General features: G+C 61.9%; 20 protein-coding genes. 8 read left to right on the plus strand and 12 right to left on the minus strand.

Features of this window, described 5'->3' with window-relative positions; genetic code table 11:
* Window positions 1–45: 45 nt before the first annotated feature.
* Entirely contained in the window at window positions 46–2,019 is a 1,974-nt protein-coding gene (locus tag G3256_RS17265; protein ID WP_169642002.1) for a lytic transglycosylase domain-containing protein, read from the plus strand.
* Here the strand turns inward: G3256_RS17265 and G3256_RS17270 are convergent.
* A complete protein-coding gene (locus G3256_RS17270; RefSeq protein WP_169642003.1) occupies window positions 1,984–2,853 on the minus strand; it encodes a DMT family transporter in 870 nt (289 codons plus the stop codon). The two genes, G3256_RS17265 and G3256_RS17270, sit on opposite strands and share 36 nt — an antisense overlap.
* Window positions 2,850–3,527, minus strand: a complete 678-nt coding sequence (mnmC2, locus tag G3256_RS17275; protein WP_169642004.1) for a tRNA (5-methylaminomethyl-2-thiouridine)(34)-methyltransferase MnmC2 — start codon at window positions 3,525–3,527, stop codon at window positions 2,850–2,852. The genes G3256_RS17270 and mnmC2 overlap by 4 nt, the downstream gene beginning before the upstream one ends.
* A gap of 63 nt (window positions 3,528–3,590) precedes the next feature.
* Between mnmC2 and G3256_RS17280 the strand changes: the two genes are divergently transcribed.
* The gene (locus G3256_RS17280) at window positions 3,591–4,622 is read left to right on the plus strand and encodes an NAD(P)/FAD-dependent oxidoreductase (RefSeq protein ID WP_169642005.1); all 1,032 of its coding nucleotides are present in this window, start codon (window positions 3,591–3,593) and stop codon (window positions 4,620–4,622) included.
* Window positions 4,623–4,721: 99 nt separating this feature from the next.
* Here G3256_RS17280 and G3256_RS17285 read toward each other — a convergent pair whose 3' ends face one another.
* The 4 genes from G3256_RS17285 to G3256_RS17300 form a co-directional block, all read right to left on the minus strand.
* Window positions 4,722–5,273, minus strand: a complete 552-nt coding sequence (locus tag G3256_RS17285) for an NADPH-dependent FMN reductase (protein ID WP_169642006.1) — start codon at window positions 5,271–5,273, stop codon at window positions 4,722–4,724.
* 111 nt (window positions 5,274–5,384) lie between these two features.
* Entirely contained in the window at window positions 5,385–6,059 is a 675-nt protein-coding gene (locus G3256_RS17290) for a YiaD family glycine zipper/OmpA-like lipoprotein (RefSeq protein WP_169642007.1), read from the minus strand.
* 128 nt (window positions 6,060–6,187) lie between these two features.
* A complete protein-coding gene (locus G3256_RS17295) occupies window positions 6,188–7,054 on the minus strand; it encodes a bifunctional helix-turn-helix domain-containing protein/methylated-DNA--[protein]-cysteine S-methyltransferase (RefSeq protein WP_169642008.1) in 867 nt (288 codons plus the stop codon).
* 50 nt (window positions 7,055–7,104) lie between these two features.
* The gene (locus G3256_RS17300; protein ID WP_169642009.1) at window positions 7,105–8,187 is read right to left on the minus strand and encodes a Hint domain-containing protein; all 1,083 of its coding nucleotides are present in this window, start codon (window positions 8,185–8,187) and stop codon (window positions 7,105–7,107) included.
* Between the two features lie 145 nt (window positions 8,188–8,332).
* On the opposite strand from G3256_RS17300, the gene nth reads away from it, so the two are divergent.
* The 3 genes from nth to G3256_RS17315 are packed head-to-tail and all read left to right on the plus strand — an operon-like array spanning window position 8,333 to window position 10,559.
* Window positions 8,333–8,977: an endonuclease III gene (nth, locus tag G3256_RS17305; protein ID WP_169642496.1), complete on the plus strand. Its 645-nt coding sequence runs from the start codon at window positions 8,333–8,335 to the stop codon at window positions 8,975–8,977.
* Window positions 8,974–9,960 (plus strand): adenosine kinase, encoded by a 987-nt coding sequence (locus G3256_RS17310; RefSeq protein ID WP_169642010.1) that lies wholly within the window; start codon window positions 8,974–8,976, stop codon window positions 9,958–9,960. Before nth ends, G3256_RS17310 begins: the two co-directional genes overlap by 4 nt.
* Window positions 9,961–9,962: 2 nt before the next feature.
* Window positions 9,963–10,559 carry a GNAT family N-acetyltransferase gene (locus tag G3256_RS17315; protein ID WP_169642011.1) on the plus strand — a complete coding sequence of 199 codons (597 nt, stop codon included), beginning with the start codon at window positions 9,963–9,965 and terminating at the stop codon, window positions 10,557–10,559.
* Here G3256_RS17315 and G3256_RS17320 read toward each other — a convergent pair.
* The gene (locus tag G3256_RS17320) at window positions 10,549–11,037 is read right to left on the minus strand and encodes an RNA pyrophosphohydrolase (RefSeq protein WP_169642012.1); all 489 of its coding nucleotides are present in this window, start codon (window positions 11,035–11,037) and stop codon (window positions 10,549–10,551) included. The two genes, G3256_RS17315 and G3256_RS17320, sit on opposite strands and share 11 nt — an antisense overlap.
* The gene (locus G3256_RS17325) at window positions 11,034–11,492 is read right to left on the minus strand and encodes a GNAT family N-acetyltransferase (protein WP_169642013.1); all 459 of its coding nucleotides are present in this window, start codon (window positions 11,490–11,492) and stop codon (window positions 11,034–11,036) included. The genes G3256_RS17320 and G3256_RS17325 overlap by 4 nt, the downstream gene beginning before the upstream one ends.
* A gap of 92 nt (window positions 11,493–11,584) precedes the next feature.
* On the opposite strand from G3256_RS17325, the gene G3256_RS17330 reads away from it, so the two are divergent.
* Window positions 11,585–13,612 (plus strand): NADPH-dependent 2,4-dienoyl-CoA reductase, encoded by a 2,028-nt coding sequence (locus G3256_RS17330; RefSeq protein WP_169642014.1) that lies wholly within the window; start codon window positions 11,585–11,587, stop codon window positions 13,610–13,612.
* A 270-nt stretch (window positions 13,613–13,882) separates the two neighbouring features.
* Complete coding sequence (locus G3256_RS17335; protein ID WP_169642015.1) at window positions 13,883–14,788, plus strand: LysR family transcriptional regulator; 906 nt, start codon at window positions 13,883–13,885, stop codon at window positions 14,786–14,788.
* A gap of 51 nt (window positions 14,789–14,839) precedes the next feature.
* Here G3256_RS17335 and G3256_RS17340 read toward each other — a convergent pair whose 3' ends face one another.
* Genes G3256_RS17340 through G3256_RS17355 form a run of 4 tightly spaced genes read right to left on the minus strand, consistent with a single transcriptional unit; the run spans window position 14,840 to window position 17,865 of the window.
* Window positions 14,840–15,841: an OmpA family protein gene (locus G3256_RS17340; RefSeq protein WP_169642016.1), complete on the minus strand. Its 1,002-nt coding sequence runs from the start codon at window positions 15,839–15,841 to the stop codon at window positions 14,840–14,842.
* Complete coding sequence (locus tag G3256_RS17345) at window positions 15,838–16,410, minus strand: peroxidase-related enzyme (protein ID WP_169642017.1); 573 nt, start codon at window positions 16,408–16,410, stop codon at window positions 15,838–15,840. Before G3256_RS17345 ends, G3256_RS17340 begins: the two co-directional genes overlap by 4 nt.
* On the minus strand, window positions 16,403–17,143 hold the full coding sequence (locus tag G3256_RS17350) for a GNAT family N-acetyltransferase (protein ID WP_169642018.1): 741 nt from the start codon (window positions 17,141–17,143) through the stop codon (window positions 16,403–16,405). The genes G3256_RS17345 and G3256_RS17350 overlap by 8 nt, the downstream gene beginning before the upstream one ends.
* Complete coding sequence (locus tag G3256_RS17355; RefSeq protein WP_169642019.1) at window positions 17,140–17,865, minus strand: competence/damage-inducible protein A; 726 nt, start codon at window positions 17,863–17,865, stop codon at window positions 17,140–17,142. The genes G3256_RS17350 and G3256_RS17355 overlap by 4 nt, the downstream gene beginning before the upstream one ends.
* 48 nt (window positions 17,866–17,913) lie before the next feature.
* Between G3256_RS17355 and sfsA the strand changes: the two genes are divergently transcribed.
* Entirely contained in the window at window positions 17,914–18,621 is a 708-nt protein-coding gene (gene sfsA, locus G3256_RS17360) for a DNA/RNA nuclease SfsA (protein WP_169642020.1), read from the plus strand.
* Window positions 18,622–18,674: the final 53 nt, after the last annotated feature.

An 18,674-nucleotide genomic window follows, 5' to 3' on the forward strand; every position in this document is an offset into this window, starting at 1 on the left:
ATGCAGATGTATGTATCAGAGGCTCTAGCCTTCAAACGTCGGGAAATGCAAGTGATCACACGCGCGCTGTCGACCATTGTTCTTCTTTTTGCGCTGGCTTTGCCGGCCCTCGCCGAACGCCCGCGCCCGCTGAGCGTCGCCTTTGACGCGCTGCGCCAGGGCGACTGGAGCGGTGCCTCACGGGTGGCCGCGAAAGATGGCGAAATTGCGGCAGATATAGTCGAATGGATCCGGCTGCGCGACGGCCAGGGCTCCTGGACCGAAGTGCGTGACTTTCTGGCGCGCCGGCCCGACTGGCCCGGAGAGCGCTATCTGCGCAAGCAGTCCGAACAATCGGTGATCCGCGCCGGTGATGCTGCGGTTTCAGCATTCTTTGCGCAGATGCCACCTCAGACCGCCGGCGGCGTACTCGCCTACAGCGCGCGCCTCACGGAAACAGGCCGCAGCGATGAAGCACAGGCGATGGTTCTGAATGCATGGCTGAATTTCCCGATGGGCAAAAGTGAGCAGTCCCGCTTTCTTCAGGCGCATGGTGCATTTCTCAAAGGCCATCACGACGCGAGGCTCGATGCGATGCTCTGGCGCGGGGTGTATGAAAATGCCCGCCGGATGTTCGATCTGGCCTCGCCCGCCGCTGTTGCCGTAGCCCGCGCAAGGATCGCCCTCAGAGCCGGTGAAAAGGGCGTGGATACCCTGATTGAAAAGGTGCCGGCAAAATACGCGACCGATCCCGGGCTGCAGTATGACCGGTTCATCTGGCGCGCGCGCAAAGGACGGACAAATGACGCAAGAGAGATGCTGCGCGCGACATCTGTGAGTGCAGAAGCGCTGGGACGCCCCGGCGAATGGGCCAGCAGACGTCGTTCAATGGCGCGTGCGGAAATGCGCACGGGTGATCCGGAAGTGGCCTATGAAATCGCCTCGCGGCATTTTCTCACACAGGGGTCCGATTACGCGGATCTGGAGTGGCTTTCCGGCTATATTGCGCTGCATAAACTTGATGAGCCGGAAACAGCGCTTCAGCATTTCCGCAACCATGATGCCGCTGTGCGATCGCCGATCTCCAAAGGTCGGTCAGGTTACTGGCGCGGACGCGCTCTGGAAGCCCTGGGTGATGTGGCGGCGGCTGATCAGGCCTATACCGGTGCGGCCCGGTTTCAGACCTCATTTTACGGGCTTCTGGCGGCGGAACGCGCCGGCATTCCTTTTGACATGGACCTTGCCGGTGAGCCTGCAACAGGCGACTGGCGCAGATCACCTATCTCACAGAACCCGGTCTTTCGTGCCGGGCTGCTGCTGCAGGCCTCCGGCGAGATTAATCTCGCTGAGCGGTTCTGGACTCACCTTGCCGAAAGCCTTGACCGCAACGAAGCCGGTCTTCTGGCGCAGGCAGCACTTGATGCCGGGCACCCGCACCTCGCTGTCATGATTGGTAAACGCACTGCAAGTCGCGCGGTAGTCATTCCGGGCGGATACTATCCGCTGCACCCCGTCGCGGAACAGAAGCTGCCGATGGCGCCGGAGATGGTGCTGGCGATTGCCCGTCGGGAAAGTGAATTTGATCCCGGGGTACAAAGCGGTGTGGGCGCGCGAGGCCTGATGCAGGTTATGCCGGCCACGGGCCGCGAAGTTGCAAAACGTCTCGGCCGTCTCGCCGGTCACAGCACAGAACGCATGATCAGCGACCCGGAGTACAACGCCGAGCTTGGCGCGGCCTATCTCTCCATGCTCGCCGGACGGTTCCGGGGCAATGTGGTGATGATGTCCGCAGGCTATAATGCGGGTCCGGGTCGACCCGACAGCTGGATGCAGATCTTCGGCGATCCGCGGCGCGGACAGATCGATGTCGTGGACTGGATCGAACACATACCGTTTCGCGAAACCCGTAACTATGTGATGCGGGTAACTGAAAGCCTGCCGATTTACCGCGCGACGCTGGGCAAAGACCCGATGCCTGTACCCTTTTCCGAAGAGCTGACCGGATCAACGCTGCTGTCGTTCGCGCCACAGGGTGAATAGACCCGCGGACACGATGATCGCCACACCAAGGGCGACGTTGGGGCGGATCGTTTCGCCAAACACCAGCACCCCCATCGAGGCGGCAAAGACAAGCTGAAAGTATGCAAAAGGCTGCACCGCACTGGCTTCTGCAACCTCATAGCAGCGGATCAGCATCCAGTGCCCGGTTGCCCCGGTCACGCAGAGCATGGCCATCCAGATCCAGTCGATGATGACCATCGGCTCCCAGTACCAAACCCCCGCCGCAGTCATGGCAACAGCCCCCGTCGTCCCGGTCCAGAAGAAGCTGGTCGCGGTACTGTCGCGTCGCGCGACGAAACGTGTGAGCAACCCGTAAAGCGCAAACATTGACGCGGCCATGAGCGGCACAACCGCTGCCGGATCAAAGACACCGTATCCCGGCTGCAGAATGATGATCACACCGACAAAACCCACGGCAATCGCAGCCCAGCGGCGCCAGCCGACCTTTTCCCCCAGAACCGGGCCCGACAATGCCGCGACCAGCAGAGGATAACATGCGAAAACAGCGTGGCTCTCCACCAGTCCCAGCAGAGTAAAGGCCGCCACCATAACGCAGATTTCCGCCGCCAGCAAAAACCCCCGGAACGCCTGTACGACAGGCTGCGATGTCCGGGCGGCCTCGCGCAGACCACCGGCTTTGCGCCGCGCAATGCTGATCACAAAGGCGGCGAAAAACCAGTAACGGATCATCACCACCATCATGACATTGTATTCCGCTGCCAGATGCCGCGAGAGACCGTCCTGCACCGCAAAGACGAAGGTCGTCACGACCATCAGAATGATGCCAAGACGCAGATTATCCGGCTGGCTCATGGTGCCAGCACGCCACGCGACATATGCCGTTTTCGCCCGTATCCCGGTACGCGCTGCACCGAAAACCCGGCATTTTCGAGACCGCGCCGTACAAACCCCGCAGCCGTGTACGTAGCAAAGGAACCGTCGGGCGCGGTGTGCGCGGCCACGGCCTGCATCAGATCCGCGTCCCAGAGCTCGGGGTTTTTGGCCGGCGAAAAACCGTCGAGATACCAAGCATCGGCCATCCCGCTCCACGCCGGGACCTGAACCCGCGCGTCTCCGGGCAGAACCGTCAGCGTCACGCCAGGCAGAAATTTCACCGGTCCGCCGGTCGGGTCCCAGTGCCGCACCAGTGCCGGCCCCAGCGACGCGAAAGCATTAAAAGCACCAAGCGCGCGGGCCATATCTTCGGCATCAAGGGGGAAAGCTTCGAAGCTGGTGAACGTCAGAGGTGCCTGCTCGCCCGCCGCCTGCCATTCAAGGACAGTCGTGAGAAAGTTCAGCCCGGTGCCAAAGCCCAGTTCCGCAATGTGGACGGGCCCGTCAAACCGCCCGGGCAGATCGTTTCCCGCCAGAAACACATGCCGGGTTTCCTCCAGCCCGTTTTCCAGACTGAAATAGGGATCATCGAACCGACCGGAAACAGGCACCTGCCCGCTTTTCCAGGTTACATCTGCCGTCTGGTTCTGCACGTTCGGGCCTTGTAGGGTGTGACGGATATGGCGCGACACTGAGGCAGAAGGCAGGCTTTAGCAATGGGCGAAATAACAGTGCGCGGTGCCGGGATCTTCGGGTTGAGCATTGCCTGGGCCTGCGTGCGGCGTGGTGCGCAGGTGCGCCTGACTGACCCTTGCGGTCCGGCGTCCGGCAGCAGTGGCGGGATCGTGGGCGCACTGGCCCCGCATGTGCCGGAGAACTGGAACGCAAAGAAAGCTTTTCAGTTCGAAAGCCTTCTTGCAGCACCTGCATTCTGGGCTGAAGTCGCGGACGCGGGGGGCACAGACCCGGGATATCAGGCAGCCGGACGGTTGCAGCCGGTGGCGGACGCCGGTGCCCTCGTGCTGGCCCGGCGCCGCGCGGACACGGCGACGGATCTCTGGCGCGGGAAAGCCACCTGGTCGCTGGAACCTGCAAGCGACAACCCGTGGACACCGGCGAGCCCGACGGGCTGGCTGATCCGCGACACGCTTTCGGCGCATCTGCACCCGAGACGGGCCTGCGCCGCTCTGGTGGCCGCGCTGGCCGCCCGGGGCGTCCGGGCAGAGGTGGACGGCGAGGACAGTGGCGCGGTCATACATGCCACCGGCATCGCAGGGCTTGAGGCGCTGAACGCCGGACATCACAGGCTGGTCGGTGCCGGGGTGAAAGGTCAGGCGGCCCTGTTGCAGCATGACGCCAGAGGCGCGCCGCAACTTTTTGCAGACGGGCTGCATATCATACCGCACAGCGACGGGACCGTGGCCGTCGGATCGACCTCTGAGCGGGAATACAGTGACCCGTCGCGCGTTGATCAGCAGCTTGACGATGTGATCGCGAGAGCCCGCGCCGCCGTGCCGGCACTGCGCAACGCGCCCGTGACGGAACGCTGGGCGGGCGTGCGTCCGCGGGCGCGCAGCCGGGCGCCGATGCTGGGGGCATGGCCCGGGCGCCCGGGGCATTTCATCGCCAACGGCGGCTTCAAAATCGGATTTGGTATGGCGCCCGGCATCGCGGAGGTGATGGCAGATCTGGTGCTTGACGGCACAAACCGCATTCCGGAAGGGTTTGACGTCGAGGCATCTTTCTGAGCGCGACGGGCACGCTGCTGCGTCTGCCACAAACAGCACGAACCTGCGGCAGCGACACCGCCGGGCGACCGCAGAACGCGCCTCTGTGTCAGTCTCTCTTCAGCCGGATGATCGCGCGATCTCTTCTTTCAGGCCATCCATCAGCGCCGTGAGTTCACGCTGATAGATCTCGCCTTTCAGCCTGCCGCTTTCGTCAAACTGGTTCGTGCAGTCGGCAAGGTGAATTTCCGGACCCTGAAGAATGCGGGTGCGGAAAGGCACCATGAAACCGCGCAGGACCATCTGCGCACGCTCGCCCCCGGCGCGCCCGGCCGCGGCGGACATGACCGCAAGCGGCTTGTCCTTCCAGGGTGATCCTTTCGTTCGGCTGATCCAGTCCAGAGCATTTTTGAGAACGCCGGAAAGCCCCTTGTTATATTCAGGCGTCGAGATCAGGACCGCATCCGCAGCGGCGATCTGACGGGCAAGGCCGGTCACCGCTTCGGGCACGCCGGTTTCGGCCTCTGCGTCAGCGTCGTAAAGCGGCAGGTTCAGATCCGCCTGGGTATAGCTGCAGGGCCCGAACAGCCGTGCGGCCTCGCGCAGCAGCATTGAATTGGAAGACCCCTCGCGCAGGGATCCTGACAGGCCGAAAAGTTTAACGTCCGACATGGATACTCCGATAATTTGTGTTTTCCGTTGCGCTCTCACCTGTGGCACAGCTTTGGAAAAGCAAGAGGCCGCGGGGGTGCCGCGGCCTCAATACTTGTCTGATCCGACTGATCAGGCGTTTGGCAGTATCACGATTTCCACGCGACGGTTCTGTGCTTTGCCGTCAGCGCTGAGGTTGCTGGCCACCGGCTGGCTCTCGCCCCTGCCGATGCTGCGCACCCGTGCGGAAGAGACCCCTGCGTTGATCAGAACATCACGGACCGCGCCGGCTCTGCGTTCTGAAAGCCGCTGATTATAGGCCGCATCACCATCGCTGTCGGTGTGCCCGATCACCTGAATGGTCGATTGCGGATACTGGCGCAGGTTACTGGCAACTGTGCGCAGATCCGTCTGCAGATCAGAGCGGATCGCAAAGCTGTCAGTGGCAAAAAGGATATCCTGCGGCAGGCTGACGATCAGCCGGTCACCGGTGTTGACGATGGTGACGTTGTCGTTGCCAAGCTGGTTGCGCAGATCGGCTTCCTGCCTGTCGAGTGAGTACCCGATACCGGCACCCACGGCGGATCCGATGACAGCACCGATTAGCGCTGCATCGCCGCGATTGCCGTCCCCTTTGGAGAGTGCGCCGGCCAGCGCACCGACACCGGCACCCACAAGCGCGCCCTGCTGGGTATTCTGGCCCGCGGGCACGGGAGGGGCATTCGGATCCGAGGCGGGAACGGTGCAGGCACCAAGCGCCATGCTGCCTGCCAACGCAAGCGCCACGGGAGATTTCAGATTTATCATAAACGTACTGCCTTCAGTGGTTGCGGCCCCGTTCGGGCGGGGCGTCATTTATTAACGCTGTCAATATGGGGACGGTTCCGCAGCAAAGAAAGGGGAAAGTCAGCGATTATTTACCGGTCGTGAAGGGCTCAGGCCGGGCCGTTTACTGTTTCCAGCGCCAGCATCGCGCGTTTCATCGGCAGGCCCCAGTGGTATCCGCCAAGTCCGCCTGATTTTCGCAGGGCACGGTGACAGGGGATCAGCCAGCTGATCGGGTTACGCCCGACGGCGGTGCCCACAGCGCGCACCGCCCGCGGGCTGCCGACTGCGCGCGCAATCTCTGAATAGGTCGTCACGTGACCGGACGGGATCGCGAGCAGCGCCTCCCAGACCTTTATCTGAAAAGGTGCGCCGATGAGAAACAGCGGCGCCGTATCCAGTTTGCCGTCGCCGGCGCCAAAGGCCTGAAGAACCCAGGGACGCAGCATCATCGGATCTTCAGTGAATTCAGCCGAGGGCCAGCGCTGCATCAGGTCCTCCAAGGCGGCTTCTGCGCCGATTTCGGCAGCGAAGCCAATGCCGCAGATGCCTTTTTCGGTGCCCATCACGATGGCCGGGCCGAACGGGCTCTCAAACCAGCCCCAGCGGATCTCAAGGCCGGCGCCTTTGCGGGCGAATTCACCCGGGCTCATCGCCTCCCAGCGCAGAAAAAGATCATGCAGGCGACCACTGCCCGAGAGCCCCGCGGCATGTGACGCTTCAAGTGTCGTGAACCGCTCTGCAAGAAGGGTTTTTGCATATCCAAGCGTCAGATACTGCTGATACTTTTTTGGTGATATGCCGACCCAGCGCGAGAAAAGCCGCTGAAAGTGAGCGTTACTCATTCCCATCTCGGCTGCGATGGCATCGAGGGACACGGGTTCTTCTGCCTGATCCAGCAGGTCAATCGCCCGGCGGATTACCCCGTAGTGATAGCTGCCTTCTGCGCCGGCGGTAAAAGTCTGATGTTCTGTCATGCCTCAGATGTAGCCGGGCCGGCGGGGAATTTCGACCCGGAACCTGCGCATCATGCACGGACAGCCCGCTGTTGGTGCGGCAGATCCGGACTGCGTGCCGGCGGGTCAATCAGCAGACGGGCTTCTTTGCGGGTCACGCAGGGACGCGCGGTGCTCTGACGCCGGAAATCCGTGCCGAGCAGATCTTCAAGCCGCGAACGGTCCTGCGGGCTCAGGCGGCGCAGCGCTTCGGACCCGGTGAACATTGTCTCGACCCATGCGCCTTCAGCAAGGATAATCTGATGCTCGGCGCAGAGGATGTGGGTCAGCGTAAAACTGCGCTGCGGCACCACAGCGCGGGCGACATCACGATCGAGCCAGGCTTTGGCCGGTGCCAGCACTTCGGCGGAAAAATACAGCAGTTCGGCACGCGCAGAACACAGCAACACGCGGTGATCACCGGTCAGGCAAAGATCATGCACAGGGGTCCCGTTTGCCAGAGATCCGGCAGGCAGGCACAAGGGCGCCTCGTCGGGGTACTGCCGGAAATAGCCCGCATCAAGACGCGTGCGTCCGATCCAGAGGACAGGCTGATATCCGTGGTCGCGCGTCAGCACCAGATCGGAAGTCTCCAGCCATTCGACCGGCATATCCCCTTCCTGGGTTGCAATCATCGTGCCCGGCCCGAAACAGGCCACCGAATTCTGCTCGTAAAAGCTGTATTGATTTCGCGCGTCCTGGGCCTGCTGCCCTTTCATCTTCTCACCAGATTCGGTGGTGCCGATAAAGGTGTAGCTCTCGCCCGCCTGCATCGGTTCGCTCGGGATATACCCCACAACCTCTCCATCGATCTCAAACACGTTCAGCGAAAATACATTTCCTTCAGATGTCTCGTACCAGCGCACCTCTTCAACATAGATGCGGCCCGCGTCGAGCGTATTGCCGCTGGTGTCATAGACCACCGCAGTCTGGTCCGCGTCATCGCCGACCTCGTCATTGCTGTCGTCGCCATCAGCAAAGTTATCGTTGTCGTCGACCTCGATGCGCGTACGCCCGTCGCGGGCGTTATAATCAGGGGCCAGCGAAGTCTGACCTGTATCCGGGTCCATAACCAGTGCATCCGGCCCGTAGGCATAAAAGGTCCGTGTCGGCATGTCAGTCCTGCTCCTGCGATTGCACGCACTCTTTCAGATCAGGGTAAATTTCCGGCTGAGAAAACAGTCGGCTTTTGTGATGGATTTTAGAGATATCGCGGCCGATCAGCTTGCCCCGGGCGGTAAATCACCGCATACCTCCGGCATGGCAAAACAGCTTGGCTATCATACGATCCGCGAGATTTTCACGCGCTTTCAGGAGGCGGATCCGGCACCCGTGGGTGAGCTCGATCACGTGAATGCTTACACCCTGGTGGTTGCTGTCGCTCTGAGCGCCCAGGCCACGGACGCCGGCGTCAACAAAGCCACGCGCGCGCTTTTTGCTATCGCGGATACGCCGCAGAAGATGCTCGATCTGGGGCCGGAGACGCTCACAGAGCACATCAAAACCATCGGGCTTTTCCGGCAGAAGGCGAAAAACGTCATGAAGCTGAGCCGGATCCTGGTCGAGGACTACAACGGCGAGGTGCCCAACAGCCGCGCGGCTCTCGAAGGGCTGCCGGGTGTCGGACGCAAGACCGCCAATGTGGTGCTGAACATGTGGTGGCGGCATCCGGCGCAGGCCGTGGACACGCATATCTTCCGGCTGGGCAACCGGTCAGGGATCGCTCCCGGCAAAACGGTCGAAGCAGTCGAACGCGCCATCGAAGACAATATTCCGGCCGACTTTCAGCTGCACGCCCACCACTGGATGATCCTGCACGGGCGCTATCATTGTAAGGCACGCAAGCCGCAGTGCCCGACCTGTATCATCCGCGATCTGTGCGCATTTGAGGATAAGACAACATGAAACATTACCAGCTTGTCGGCATCGGAAACGCCGTTGTCGATGTAATCAGCCATGCCGATGACAGTTTTCTCGATCATATGGGCATCGAAAAAGGCATCATGCAGCTTGTTGAGCGCGACCGCTCCGAGACACTTTATGCCTCGATGTCCGACCGCTTGCAGACCCCTGGCGGGGCGGTGGCCAACACCGTCGCCGGGGTCGGCGCTCTGGGGCTGCAGACGGCGTTTATCGGTCGGGTGCGTGATGATGCGCTGGGACGGTTTTACGCGGATGCGATGACGGATAACGGCATCGATTTCGTCAACCCGCCGGTGCAGGGCAGCGACGTGCCGACCTCGCGCAGCATGATTTTCGTGGCCCCTGACGGGGAGCGGTCGATGAACACCTATCTGGGCATCTCAACCGGCCTGACCTCGGGCGACGTGCCGGTTGAAGTCACCGGCAACGCGCGGATCATGTTCCTTGAGGGGTATCTTTTCGATCACGACGCCGGCAAAACCGCATTCCGCGAAGCCGCCCGGGCGACCAAAGCCGGGGGTGGCATCGCCGGCATCGCCATATCTGATCCGTTCTGTGTGGAGCGGCACCGGGCGGATTTCCTGGCACTCATTGAGAACGACCTTGATTATGTGATCGGCAATGAGCACGAGATCTGCTCGCTTTTTGAGACGGATCTGGAGAGCGCGCTGACCAGAACCGCAGCAATCTGCCCGCTGGTGATCTGCACCCGGTCGGGCGATGGCGTCTCGGTCATCTCTGACGGTGAACGCATTGATGTCCCGGTTGAGGAAGTCACCCCCGTGGATGCGACAGGGGCAGGTGATCAGTTTGCGGCAGGGTTCCTTTATGGTCTCGCAACCGGGCGCGACGTCGATGTCTGCTGCAGGATGGGCAACGCCTGCGCGGCCGAGGTCATCAGCCACATCGGCCCGCGCCCGCAAAAAGAAATGATGAAGGTTTTTCAGGCCGAAGGTCTGGTCTGAAAATGCTCAGGGACGGCTTTCACGATGTGCCGCCGGGTAAGGTCGCGGTGATCGTCACCAGGCTGGAGATGCGCGCGCCGCCCGAGATGCGCGCGGTGCCGCTGCCTGACGGGGTGAGCTTTCATCAGGTGACACCCGATCGCGACTGGTACCGGGATATTTTCCGCCGTGTGGGGTCGGAGGACTGGCTCTGGTACGGGCGTCTGCTGCTGGATGATGCGGCCCTTGATGCGATCCTGACGGACCCTGCGACGGCCTATTTCACGCTGCGCCGGGACGGGCGGGACGAGGCGCTGCTGGAGCTCGATTTCCGACGCGAGGGCGCGTGTGAGCTGGCCTATTTCGGCCTGACGCGGGCGCTCATTGGCACCGGGTCCGGGCGGTATCTGATGAACGAGGCGATTACGCGGGCCTGGGCGCAGCCCATCAGCCTTTTTCATGTGCACACCTGCACCATAGACAGCCCGCAGGCGCTGGCGTTCTACCGGCGCAGCGGTTTCACCCCCGTCAGTCAGAAAGTACAGGTCGATGACGACCCGAGACTGAAAGGGCTGCTGCCGGAAACGGCGGGTCCGGGCGTGCCGGTGTTCAGAAGCTGAGGTGGTCGCTGAATTCCTTCAGAACAGCCTCATAGACGTGGCGCTTGAATGGCACGATGTTTTCTACGAGCTCCGCGACGGGCAACCAGCGCCATTCTGAAAACTCCCGGGGCTCGGCCTCGATATTGACCTCATCATCGGTGCCATGAAACCGCAGAAGGAACCATTTCTGCTGCTGACCGCGAAACCGCCCTTTCCAGAGCTTCGGCACGAGATCATGGGGCAGCTCATAGGGCAGCCACTGACCGCTTTCGGCCACAACGCTGACCTTTTCAGGCGTGACACCGGTTTCCTCAAGTAACTCGCGCAGCGCGGCATCACGTGCCTCTTCGCCCTTGTCGATCCCGCCCTGCGGCATCTGCCAGGCGGCGATCCGGCTGTCGATCCGCTGTCCGACGAAGACTTCACCCGCAGCATTCATCAGCATCACACCCACGCAGGGGCGATAGGGCAGTTTTTCGATGTCTTCGGGGGTCATGTCAGATGTCTCTCCATTAAGGCCCGGGGCAGATGCTGCCCCGACCTTTGCACACTCTCCCGCTGGATAACCTGAAAGCCCGTCGCCTGAAAGGCCGGTTCCGCCATCAGACTGGCCTGTGTCCACAGGCGCGGTATGTCGTGGAGGCGCGCGCGGGCGACGATCGCATCAACGAGCGCGCGGAAGATACCGCAGCCCCGCGCCTGAGGCAGGATAAAGGCCAGATCGATGTATCCGTCGCGGGCGAGTGTCATGAAACCCTGTGCGAGGCCCTCCGCCTCTGCGACGGCGCAGTCATATCCCGCCAGCCGTGTGGCAAAGCCTGCAGGCTCCGGACGCGCAGGCATCCAGGCGGCGCGCTGCGCCTCACTGTACGGGCTCTCCCCTTCACGCACCGCACGGAACATGACCTCCGCAAGCGCGGGGGCGCATCCTGGCTCTGTCCACCTGATCATGTCGCATCCTTTCGCCGTTTGACGCCGCGTTCGACGTGACAGCGGATATGTGAAAATGTGATGTGGTGACAACCAATAAGGGGGAATTCGGCATGGCAGACTATCCGCATCTTCTGGCGCCACTGGATCTGGGTTTCATCACGCTCAAAAACCGCGTGCTGATGGGCTCGATGCATACCGGTCTTGAGGAAACCAAAGACTGGAACCGGGTTGCGGAATTCTATGCCGCCCGGGCGCGTGGTGAAGTGGCGCTGATGGTTACCGGCGGGATCGGCCCCAACCTCGAAGGCTCCGTCCTGCCGGGGGCTGCGATGATGGTCAGCGATGAAGATGTGGCCAACCACCGTATCGTGACGGACCGCGTGCATGCAGCAGGTGGCAGGATCGCGATGCAGATCCTGCATGCCGGGCGTTATGCCTACGGGCCCAAGTGCGTGGCACCCTCACCGGTTAAATCTCCGATCTCGCCTTTTGCACCGACCGAACTTGACGCGGAAGGCATCGAAAAGCAGATCAGCGATATCGTGGCCTGTGCTCAGCGCGCGCAGGATGCGGGATACGACGGGGTGGAGATCATGGGCTCGGAGGGGTATTTCCTAAACCAGTTCCTTGTGACGCATACCAATCAACGCACCGATGAGTGGGGTGGGTCCTACCAGAACCGGATGCGCCTGCCGGTAGAGGTGGTGCGCCGGGTGCGCGAAGCCACAGGCACGGATTTCATCCTGATCTACCGGCTCTCGATGATCGATCTGGTGCCCAACGGCTCGACCCATGCCGAAGTGGTTGAGCTTGCGCAGGCCATCGAGGCCGCAGGTGCGACGATCATCAATACCGGCATCGGCTGGCACGAAGCGCGGATCCCCACCATTGCGACCTCGGTGCCGCGCGCGGCCTTTGCCTGGGTTACCAAAAAGCTGATGGGCAGGGTTGGCATCCCGGTGATCACTTCGAACCGGATCAACACGCCGGGTGTCGCCGAAGAGGTGCTGGCTACAGGCTGCGCGGATATGGTTTCCATGGCGCGTCCGATGCTGGCAGATGCCGATTTCGTGGCCAAAGCGATGCGCGGGCAGGGTGACACAATCGCGCCCTGTATCGCCTGCAACCAGGCCTGTCTCGATCATACGTTCTCGGGCAAAATCTCCAGCTGTCTGGTGAACCCGCGCGCCTGTTATGAGACCGAGCTGACCATCGCGCCGGCGGATGAGACGCGGACGATTGCCATTGTCGGCGCCGGCCCTGCCGGGCTGTCCACCGCGATCACGGCAGCCGGTCGCGGGCATAATGTGACCCTCTTTGACCGCGCGGATGAAATCGGCGGGCAGCTCAATATGGCCAAACAGGTGCCGGGCAAAGAGGAGTTCTTTGGCCTTGTTGACTGGTACCGGACAATGCTGGCGGAGGCCGGTGTCTCCGTTCATCTGAACCGCGAGGTGACCGCAGACGATCTGCAGAGCTTTGACGACGTGGTGATTGCCACCGGTGTGCTGCCGCGTGATCCGGGCATTCCCGGGCAGGACGCGCCGCATGTGGTGAACTATGTCGACGTGCTGCGCGGCAAGGCAAAGGTCGGAGACCGGGTGGCTGTCGTCGGCGCGGGTGGCATCGGGTTCGACGTGGCCGAGTATCTCGTGCACGAGGGCACCAGCCCCACCGAAAGCCTGCCGGACTGGATGCGCGAATGGGGTGTCACCGACCCCGAAGAGCACCGCGCAGGCCTCGCCCCCGAGGGCCCGCAACCGGATGCGCCCGCCCGCGCCGTGACACTGCTGCAGCGCAAAGCGGAAAAACCCGGCAAGCGGCTGGGCAAAACCACCGGCTGGATCCACCGCATGGCGCTGGCGATGAAAGACGTGAAAATGGTCGGCGGGGTGAATTACGAGCGCATCGAGGAAGGCGGGCTCGTGGTCTCTTATGGAGAGGCCCGCGAGAACCCGACGCTGATTGAGGCCGATACGATTGTGCTTTGTGCCGGGCAGCTGTCCGAGCGCAGCCTTGCAGATGCGCTGGAAGAACGCGGTGTCGCCTGCCATGTCATCGGTGGCGCGGATGTGGCTGCCGAGCTTGATGCAAAGCGCGCGATTGATCAGGGCACCCGCCTCGCTGCCGCGCTGTGATGTCGGGCGGGGGTGCATCCCTCCCCGTCCGGCCCGGTTGCGATGCTCTGAGCGAGAGCTTCAGATCTTCAGCCAGTTGCTGTGGCCGGAATTACCCCGTGTCATGACGAGCCCATGCGTGTAAGGTGGCATGAACTTCACGCATAGATTGATCGTTTCCACGCCCTGAACGATCCATGCAAAAACCGCGATACTGTCCAGAATGCGCCCCGTTCCTGCCTGATTTGGTGATCATAAGTTTGTGTAACGAGTAAATTGAAGGGATCGGCAATGGACCGCCTGACTGAAATGGAAGCCTTTGCGACGGTCGTAGACCAGGGCGGCTTCACAGATGCGGCCAAGAAAATGGGGATTTCCAAATCCGCCGTTTCCAAGCACGTCTCATCGCTTGAAGCCCGTCTGGGCGCACGTCTGCTGAACCGCACGACGCGCCGCGTGAGCCCGACGGAAATCGGGCTTGCCTATTATGACAGGGCCCGCCGGGTCCTGAATGATGCAGGCGAGGCCGATGCTCTTGTCACGTCGATGCAAAGCGCGCCCTCGGGCCTTTTGCGCATCTCAGTGGCAACTGATTTCGGCGTGAACCACCTGTCGCCCGTGTTGAGCGAATTCCTGTCAGACTTCCCCGATATCACTGTGAATATGGTACTCAACAACCGCTATGTTGAGCTGATTTCCGAAGGTTTTGACATGGCCGTGCGCATCGGTGAGCTGGAAGACAGCACGCTGCGCGCCCGCAAACTGACCGAAACAACAAAACGCATGATCGCGAGCCCGGATTACTTCGAAAAGTACGGTCGTCCGGAAAAGATCGATGATCTGAACGATCATAAACTGCTGCATTATTCCAACCAGTCGTCGGGCAATGTCTGGAAACTGACGGCCCCTTCGGGCGAAAAGCGTCAGGTGCGGACTGCGGGCTGGCTCAGCGTGAATGACGGACAGTCCCTGCTGAATGCCGCGATCTCGGGCCTTGGCATCGCCTATCTGCCCAGTTTTCTCTATGCCGATGCGATGGAAAAGGGCCTGATCGAAGACGCAATTCCCGATCTGCCGGTTGAGACACAGGGCATCTATGCGGTTTATCCGCCGGGCCGTTTCACACAGCCCAAAGTACGCGCCTTTATCGATTTTCTGGTGCATGCCTTTGCCGAAAAAGGTCCGTCGGACTGGTGACCCCACCCGCCCCGACGACTTTACCCCGGTGTCTCCTGCGCCGGGGTTTTTCTATTCCGCATCCAGCAACACGGCTTCGACGCGGCGGTTGAGGCTGCGCCCGGCGTCGGTCAGGTTCGAGGCAACGGGTGCAAGGTAACCCATGCCCTCTGCATCCAGCCGGCTGCCGGCAATCCCGTATTCATCAACCAGGCGCTGACGCACGGAACGCGCGCGGGCCCGTGACACCGCGATGTTCGCCGAGAGCCCGCCGGTCGTATCGGTGTGCCCTACCAGAGCCAGACGCAGATCCGGGCGGTCTCTGAGCAGAGTTGCAAGCCTTTGCAGCGATGCAAAGGGACCAGGACCCAGATCGGTGCTGCCGGTGTCAAATTCGAGATCACGCAGCACGACAAAACCGCGTTCAAGCAGATTGCCTTCGTTCACCCGGGGCAGAGCGGCCGCAGGTGCCGCCGGTTCCGCGGGCGCGCCGGTCTGAGGTGTTTCTGACACCACATCTGGTGCAGGCTCGGTTTCAGGCAACAGGTCTTCCATCGATACGCCGGTATCGACGGCAATCACCTGAACATAAGCAGATGCGGCCGTGACGCTGACGACCACGCCCAGAACCCGACCCGGGGCCTCCTGCGGGCCGGCAACCGCCGTCAGATAGCGGTAGCGCGAAAGGTTTACGTACATATTCGGGCCGGGCAGGATTTCGGTCTCAAAGCGGAAATCAAACCCGCCACAGTCGCGCGCGGCGCATTCGAAAATCACCTCATAGCCCGCGGCCTCAATCTGCGCTCGCAGCGGCAGAACCACCTGCAGCGGGGTCAGACCGGGCGTATTGATCCGCCAGGCGCGCCGGGTTACGGCCCCCTCGACCTGCAGGGATGGCACTGCACCGTCCCGCCACACACCGACCGGCGCCTGAAAACTGTCAGGGGCGGTATTGCGTTCAACGGTCAGGCGCGCACCCACGGGCAGTTCCGGCTCAAACGCAGCCACCGGCAGGGCCGCACAGAGCGCCAGTGCGGCAAAGAGGCCGCGTAAAGCCGTCCCGCCCGGTGTCATCTGCCCTGCGCGTGATAATCATCGTTGGGGCGCATGTCAGTGGCGCTCGCAACCCGGTTGGTCATGTTGAAAAAACCCGCCACATTCGCGATGTCCCAGATGTCGTTGTCGGTGAACCCCACCTTGCGCAGAGACTGGCGGTCGGCCTCCTCGATGGTTGCACTCGCGGTGGTCATCTTCGCGGCAAAATCCAGCATCGCGCGCTGGCGGCCATCAAGATCGGCGACCCGGTAATTCATCACCAGCGCCTCTCCGAGCTTCGGATCTCCCGAGAGAACCCGCACTGCCGCGCCATGCGCGACAAGGCAGTAAAAGCACCTGTTGATCGAAGAGACGACCACGGCAATCATCTCGCGCTCCAGCTTGCTCAGCCCCGAAGGCGCCAGCATCAGATTGTTATACATGCCGGTGAAAGCATCGAGTTTGTCGATGTCAAAGGCATAGGCGCGCAGCACATTCGGGATCATGCCCAGCTTTTCCATGCAGACGTCGAAATACTTTTGCGTGGGCGCGGGCAGCGGATCCGTCATCGGCAGGTCCAGCGCTGTGGGCAGGTCACGGTCAGCCATAGTCTTTTGCTCCTGTCGCGGACTTCATGCGGTAATGGTAATGTCCGGCCCTCTCAAAGCCCAGAGCCGAATAGAGTGCGTTTGCCGCAGTGTTGGCTTCGGTGCAGAGCACGGCCATGGTGCCGGCCCCCTGATCCCGGGCCCAGAAGGCCGCCGCGCGCATGATCCAGCCTGCGACCCCCTGACGGCGCTGTTCAGGTTTAACTTCGACGGCATGCACCATCGCGATGTCGCCGTCACAGGCCACAAATCCGGTACCTGCCGGTTTTTCGTTCCAGCGCACAAGGATGCCAGTCCGGTTCTCCGCCCGCGCCATCACATCAAGGCGCGCAGGTCCGATACCCCCCGCCGCCCAGATTTCCGCCATGATCGCCAGCGGCTCCCGGATGGTGAACGCGGTGACCGGGGGAACCGGTCTGTCGGTCAGTCCGGCAACCGGCATCACCAGCACCCGCACCGGATCAACGATTGCATAGCCGCGGGCGTCCAGCAGAGCGTCCAGCGCCTCGTCGCCGGCGCGGATCATGAAAAGCGGTGCCTGATGCAGGGCGCGCATGGCGTCTTCGGCCTGCGCGATATCGGCTTTAGTGACCGGGGCCTCAGCCGTCGCCGCTGAGACGCGCTTGCCACCGCCCTGCCCGTCGCGGATGAGCCATGGCCCGGCGCGGTGCGTTGCTGCCGCAGGCCAGGTCCGCTCCACCGCATCAAAAAGCCGGGTGGGCGCAGGTGTCATTCCGCAAAAGCCGCCTGCAGCTTTGCCATCGCCTCTGCGACCAGCGCACTGTCCCCGCCACGGATCACCACATTGGCCCCGTATTTGCCGTCTCGCTGCTGAAAGGGGTAAGAGCCCATGCTGAGCTGCGGATAGGATGCGGCAATCTCCCCGAGAGGCCCCGCGATATCCCCCTCGCCGCGGTTGATCCGCAACGTCTCCGAGATCAGCGGCGCGCCACCGGTCAGCTGCGGTAAAATGCTTTCGACCATCGCTTTGAAGACCGAAGGCACACCGGCCATGACATATACGTTTTCCACCACGAACCCTGGCGCCACCGAGACCGGATTTTCGATCAGGCCGGCCCCCTCGGGAATGCGTGCCATGCGCAGGCGTGCCGCATTAAGCTCAAGTGCAGATTTTTTGTAATGCGCTTCAAGCAGGCTGCGAGCATCCTCGCGTACGTCGATGCTGCGCCCGAAGGCTGCAGCAATAGAATCGGCAGTGATGTCATCATGGGTGGGGCCGATACCGCCGCTGGTAAAGACATGATTATACGCGGCCGATAGCGCCTGTACTGCTGCAATAATCGCCTCGCTGTCGTCGCTGACAACGCGGACCTCGCGCAGATCGATGCCTGCAGCGGTCAGCTCACCGGCGAGATAATACATATTCGCATCGCGCGTCCGCCCGGACAGGATTTCGTCTCCGATCACCAGCATCGCCGCCGTGGGGTTTGACATCTGTCTGTTCCTTGCGTCTGTGTCTCACCGGGGTATAGACCCCGCATCATGCGCTTTCAAACTGATCTTATCCCCGCCCGCCTGACCCGCCGCTACAAACGCTTTCTGGCGGACTGCGTGCTGGAAGACAGCGGTGCTGAGATTACTGCGCATTGCGCCAATCCGGGCTCTATGGCGGGCCTCGCGGACCCCGGCACCCGGGTCTGGCTCGAGCCCAACGATGATCCGAAAAAGAAGCTGAAATACGGCTGGCGGCTCGTTGATCATGAAAACGGGCATTTCACCGGTGTCGATACAGGCATTCCGAACCGGGCTGTGAAAGAAGCACTGAATGCGCGTCAGATCGCGCCGCTGGAGGCTTACGGGACAGTGCGGGCAGAAGTGAAATACGGCCGCGCCAGCCGCATTGATTTCCTCCTGCAGCAGGAGGGCCTTCGCGATGCATGGGTCGAGGTCAAAAGTGTGACGCTGAGCCGGGCTGAGGGGTGCGCCGAGTTTCCCGACAGCGTAACGGCACGCGGGGCAAAGCACCTTGCAGAACTCGGTGATATGGCCGCAGCCGGGCACCGGGCCGTGATGCTCTATCTGGTGCAGCGCAGCGACTGTACGTGCATGGGGCTCGCCGGCGATATTGACCCCGCATACCTTGCAGCCTGGCGCGCGGCCACGTCGCAGGGTGTTGAAACCCTGTGTTATGATACCGATATCTCGCCCGAAGGGGTGCGCGTCGGCCGACCGCTGCGGATTGAAATCTGAACCGCCTCTGGCCCTTGCGGGTCAGGCGCGATAAAATGTACGAACAAGGCTTA

Origin of the sequence: Roseobacter ponti, assembly GCF_012932215.1 — a bacterium.
Taxonomy (GTDB): domain Bacteria; phylum Pseudomonadota; class Alphaproteobacteria; order Rhodobacterales; family Rhodobacteraceae; genus Roseobacter; species Roseobacter ponti.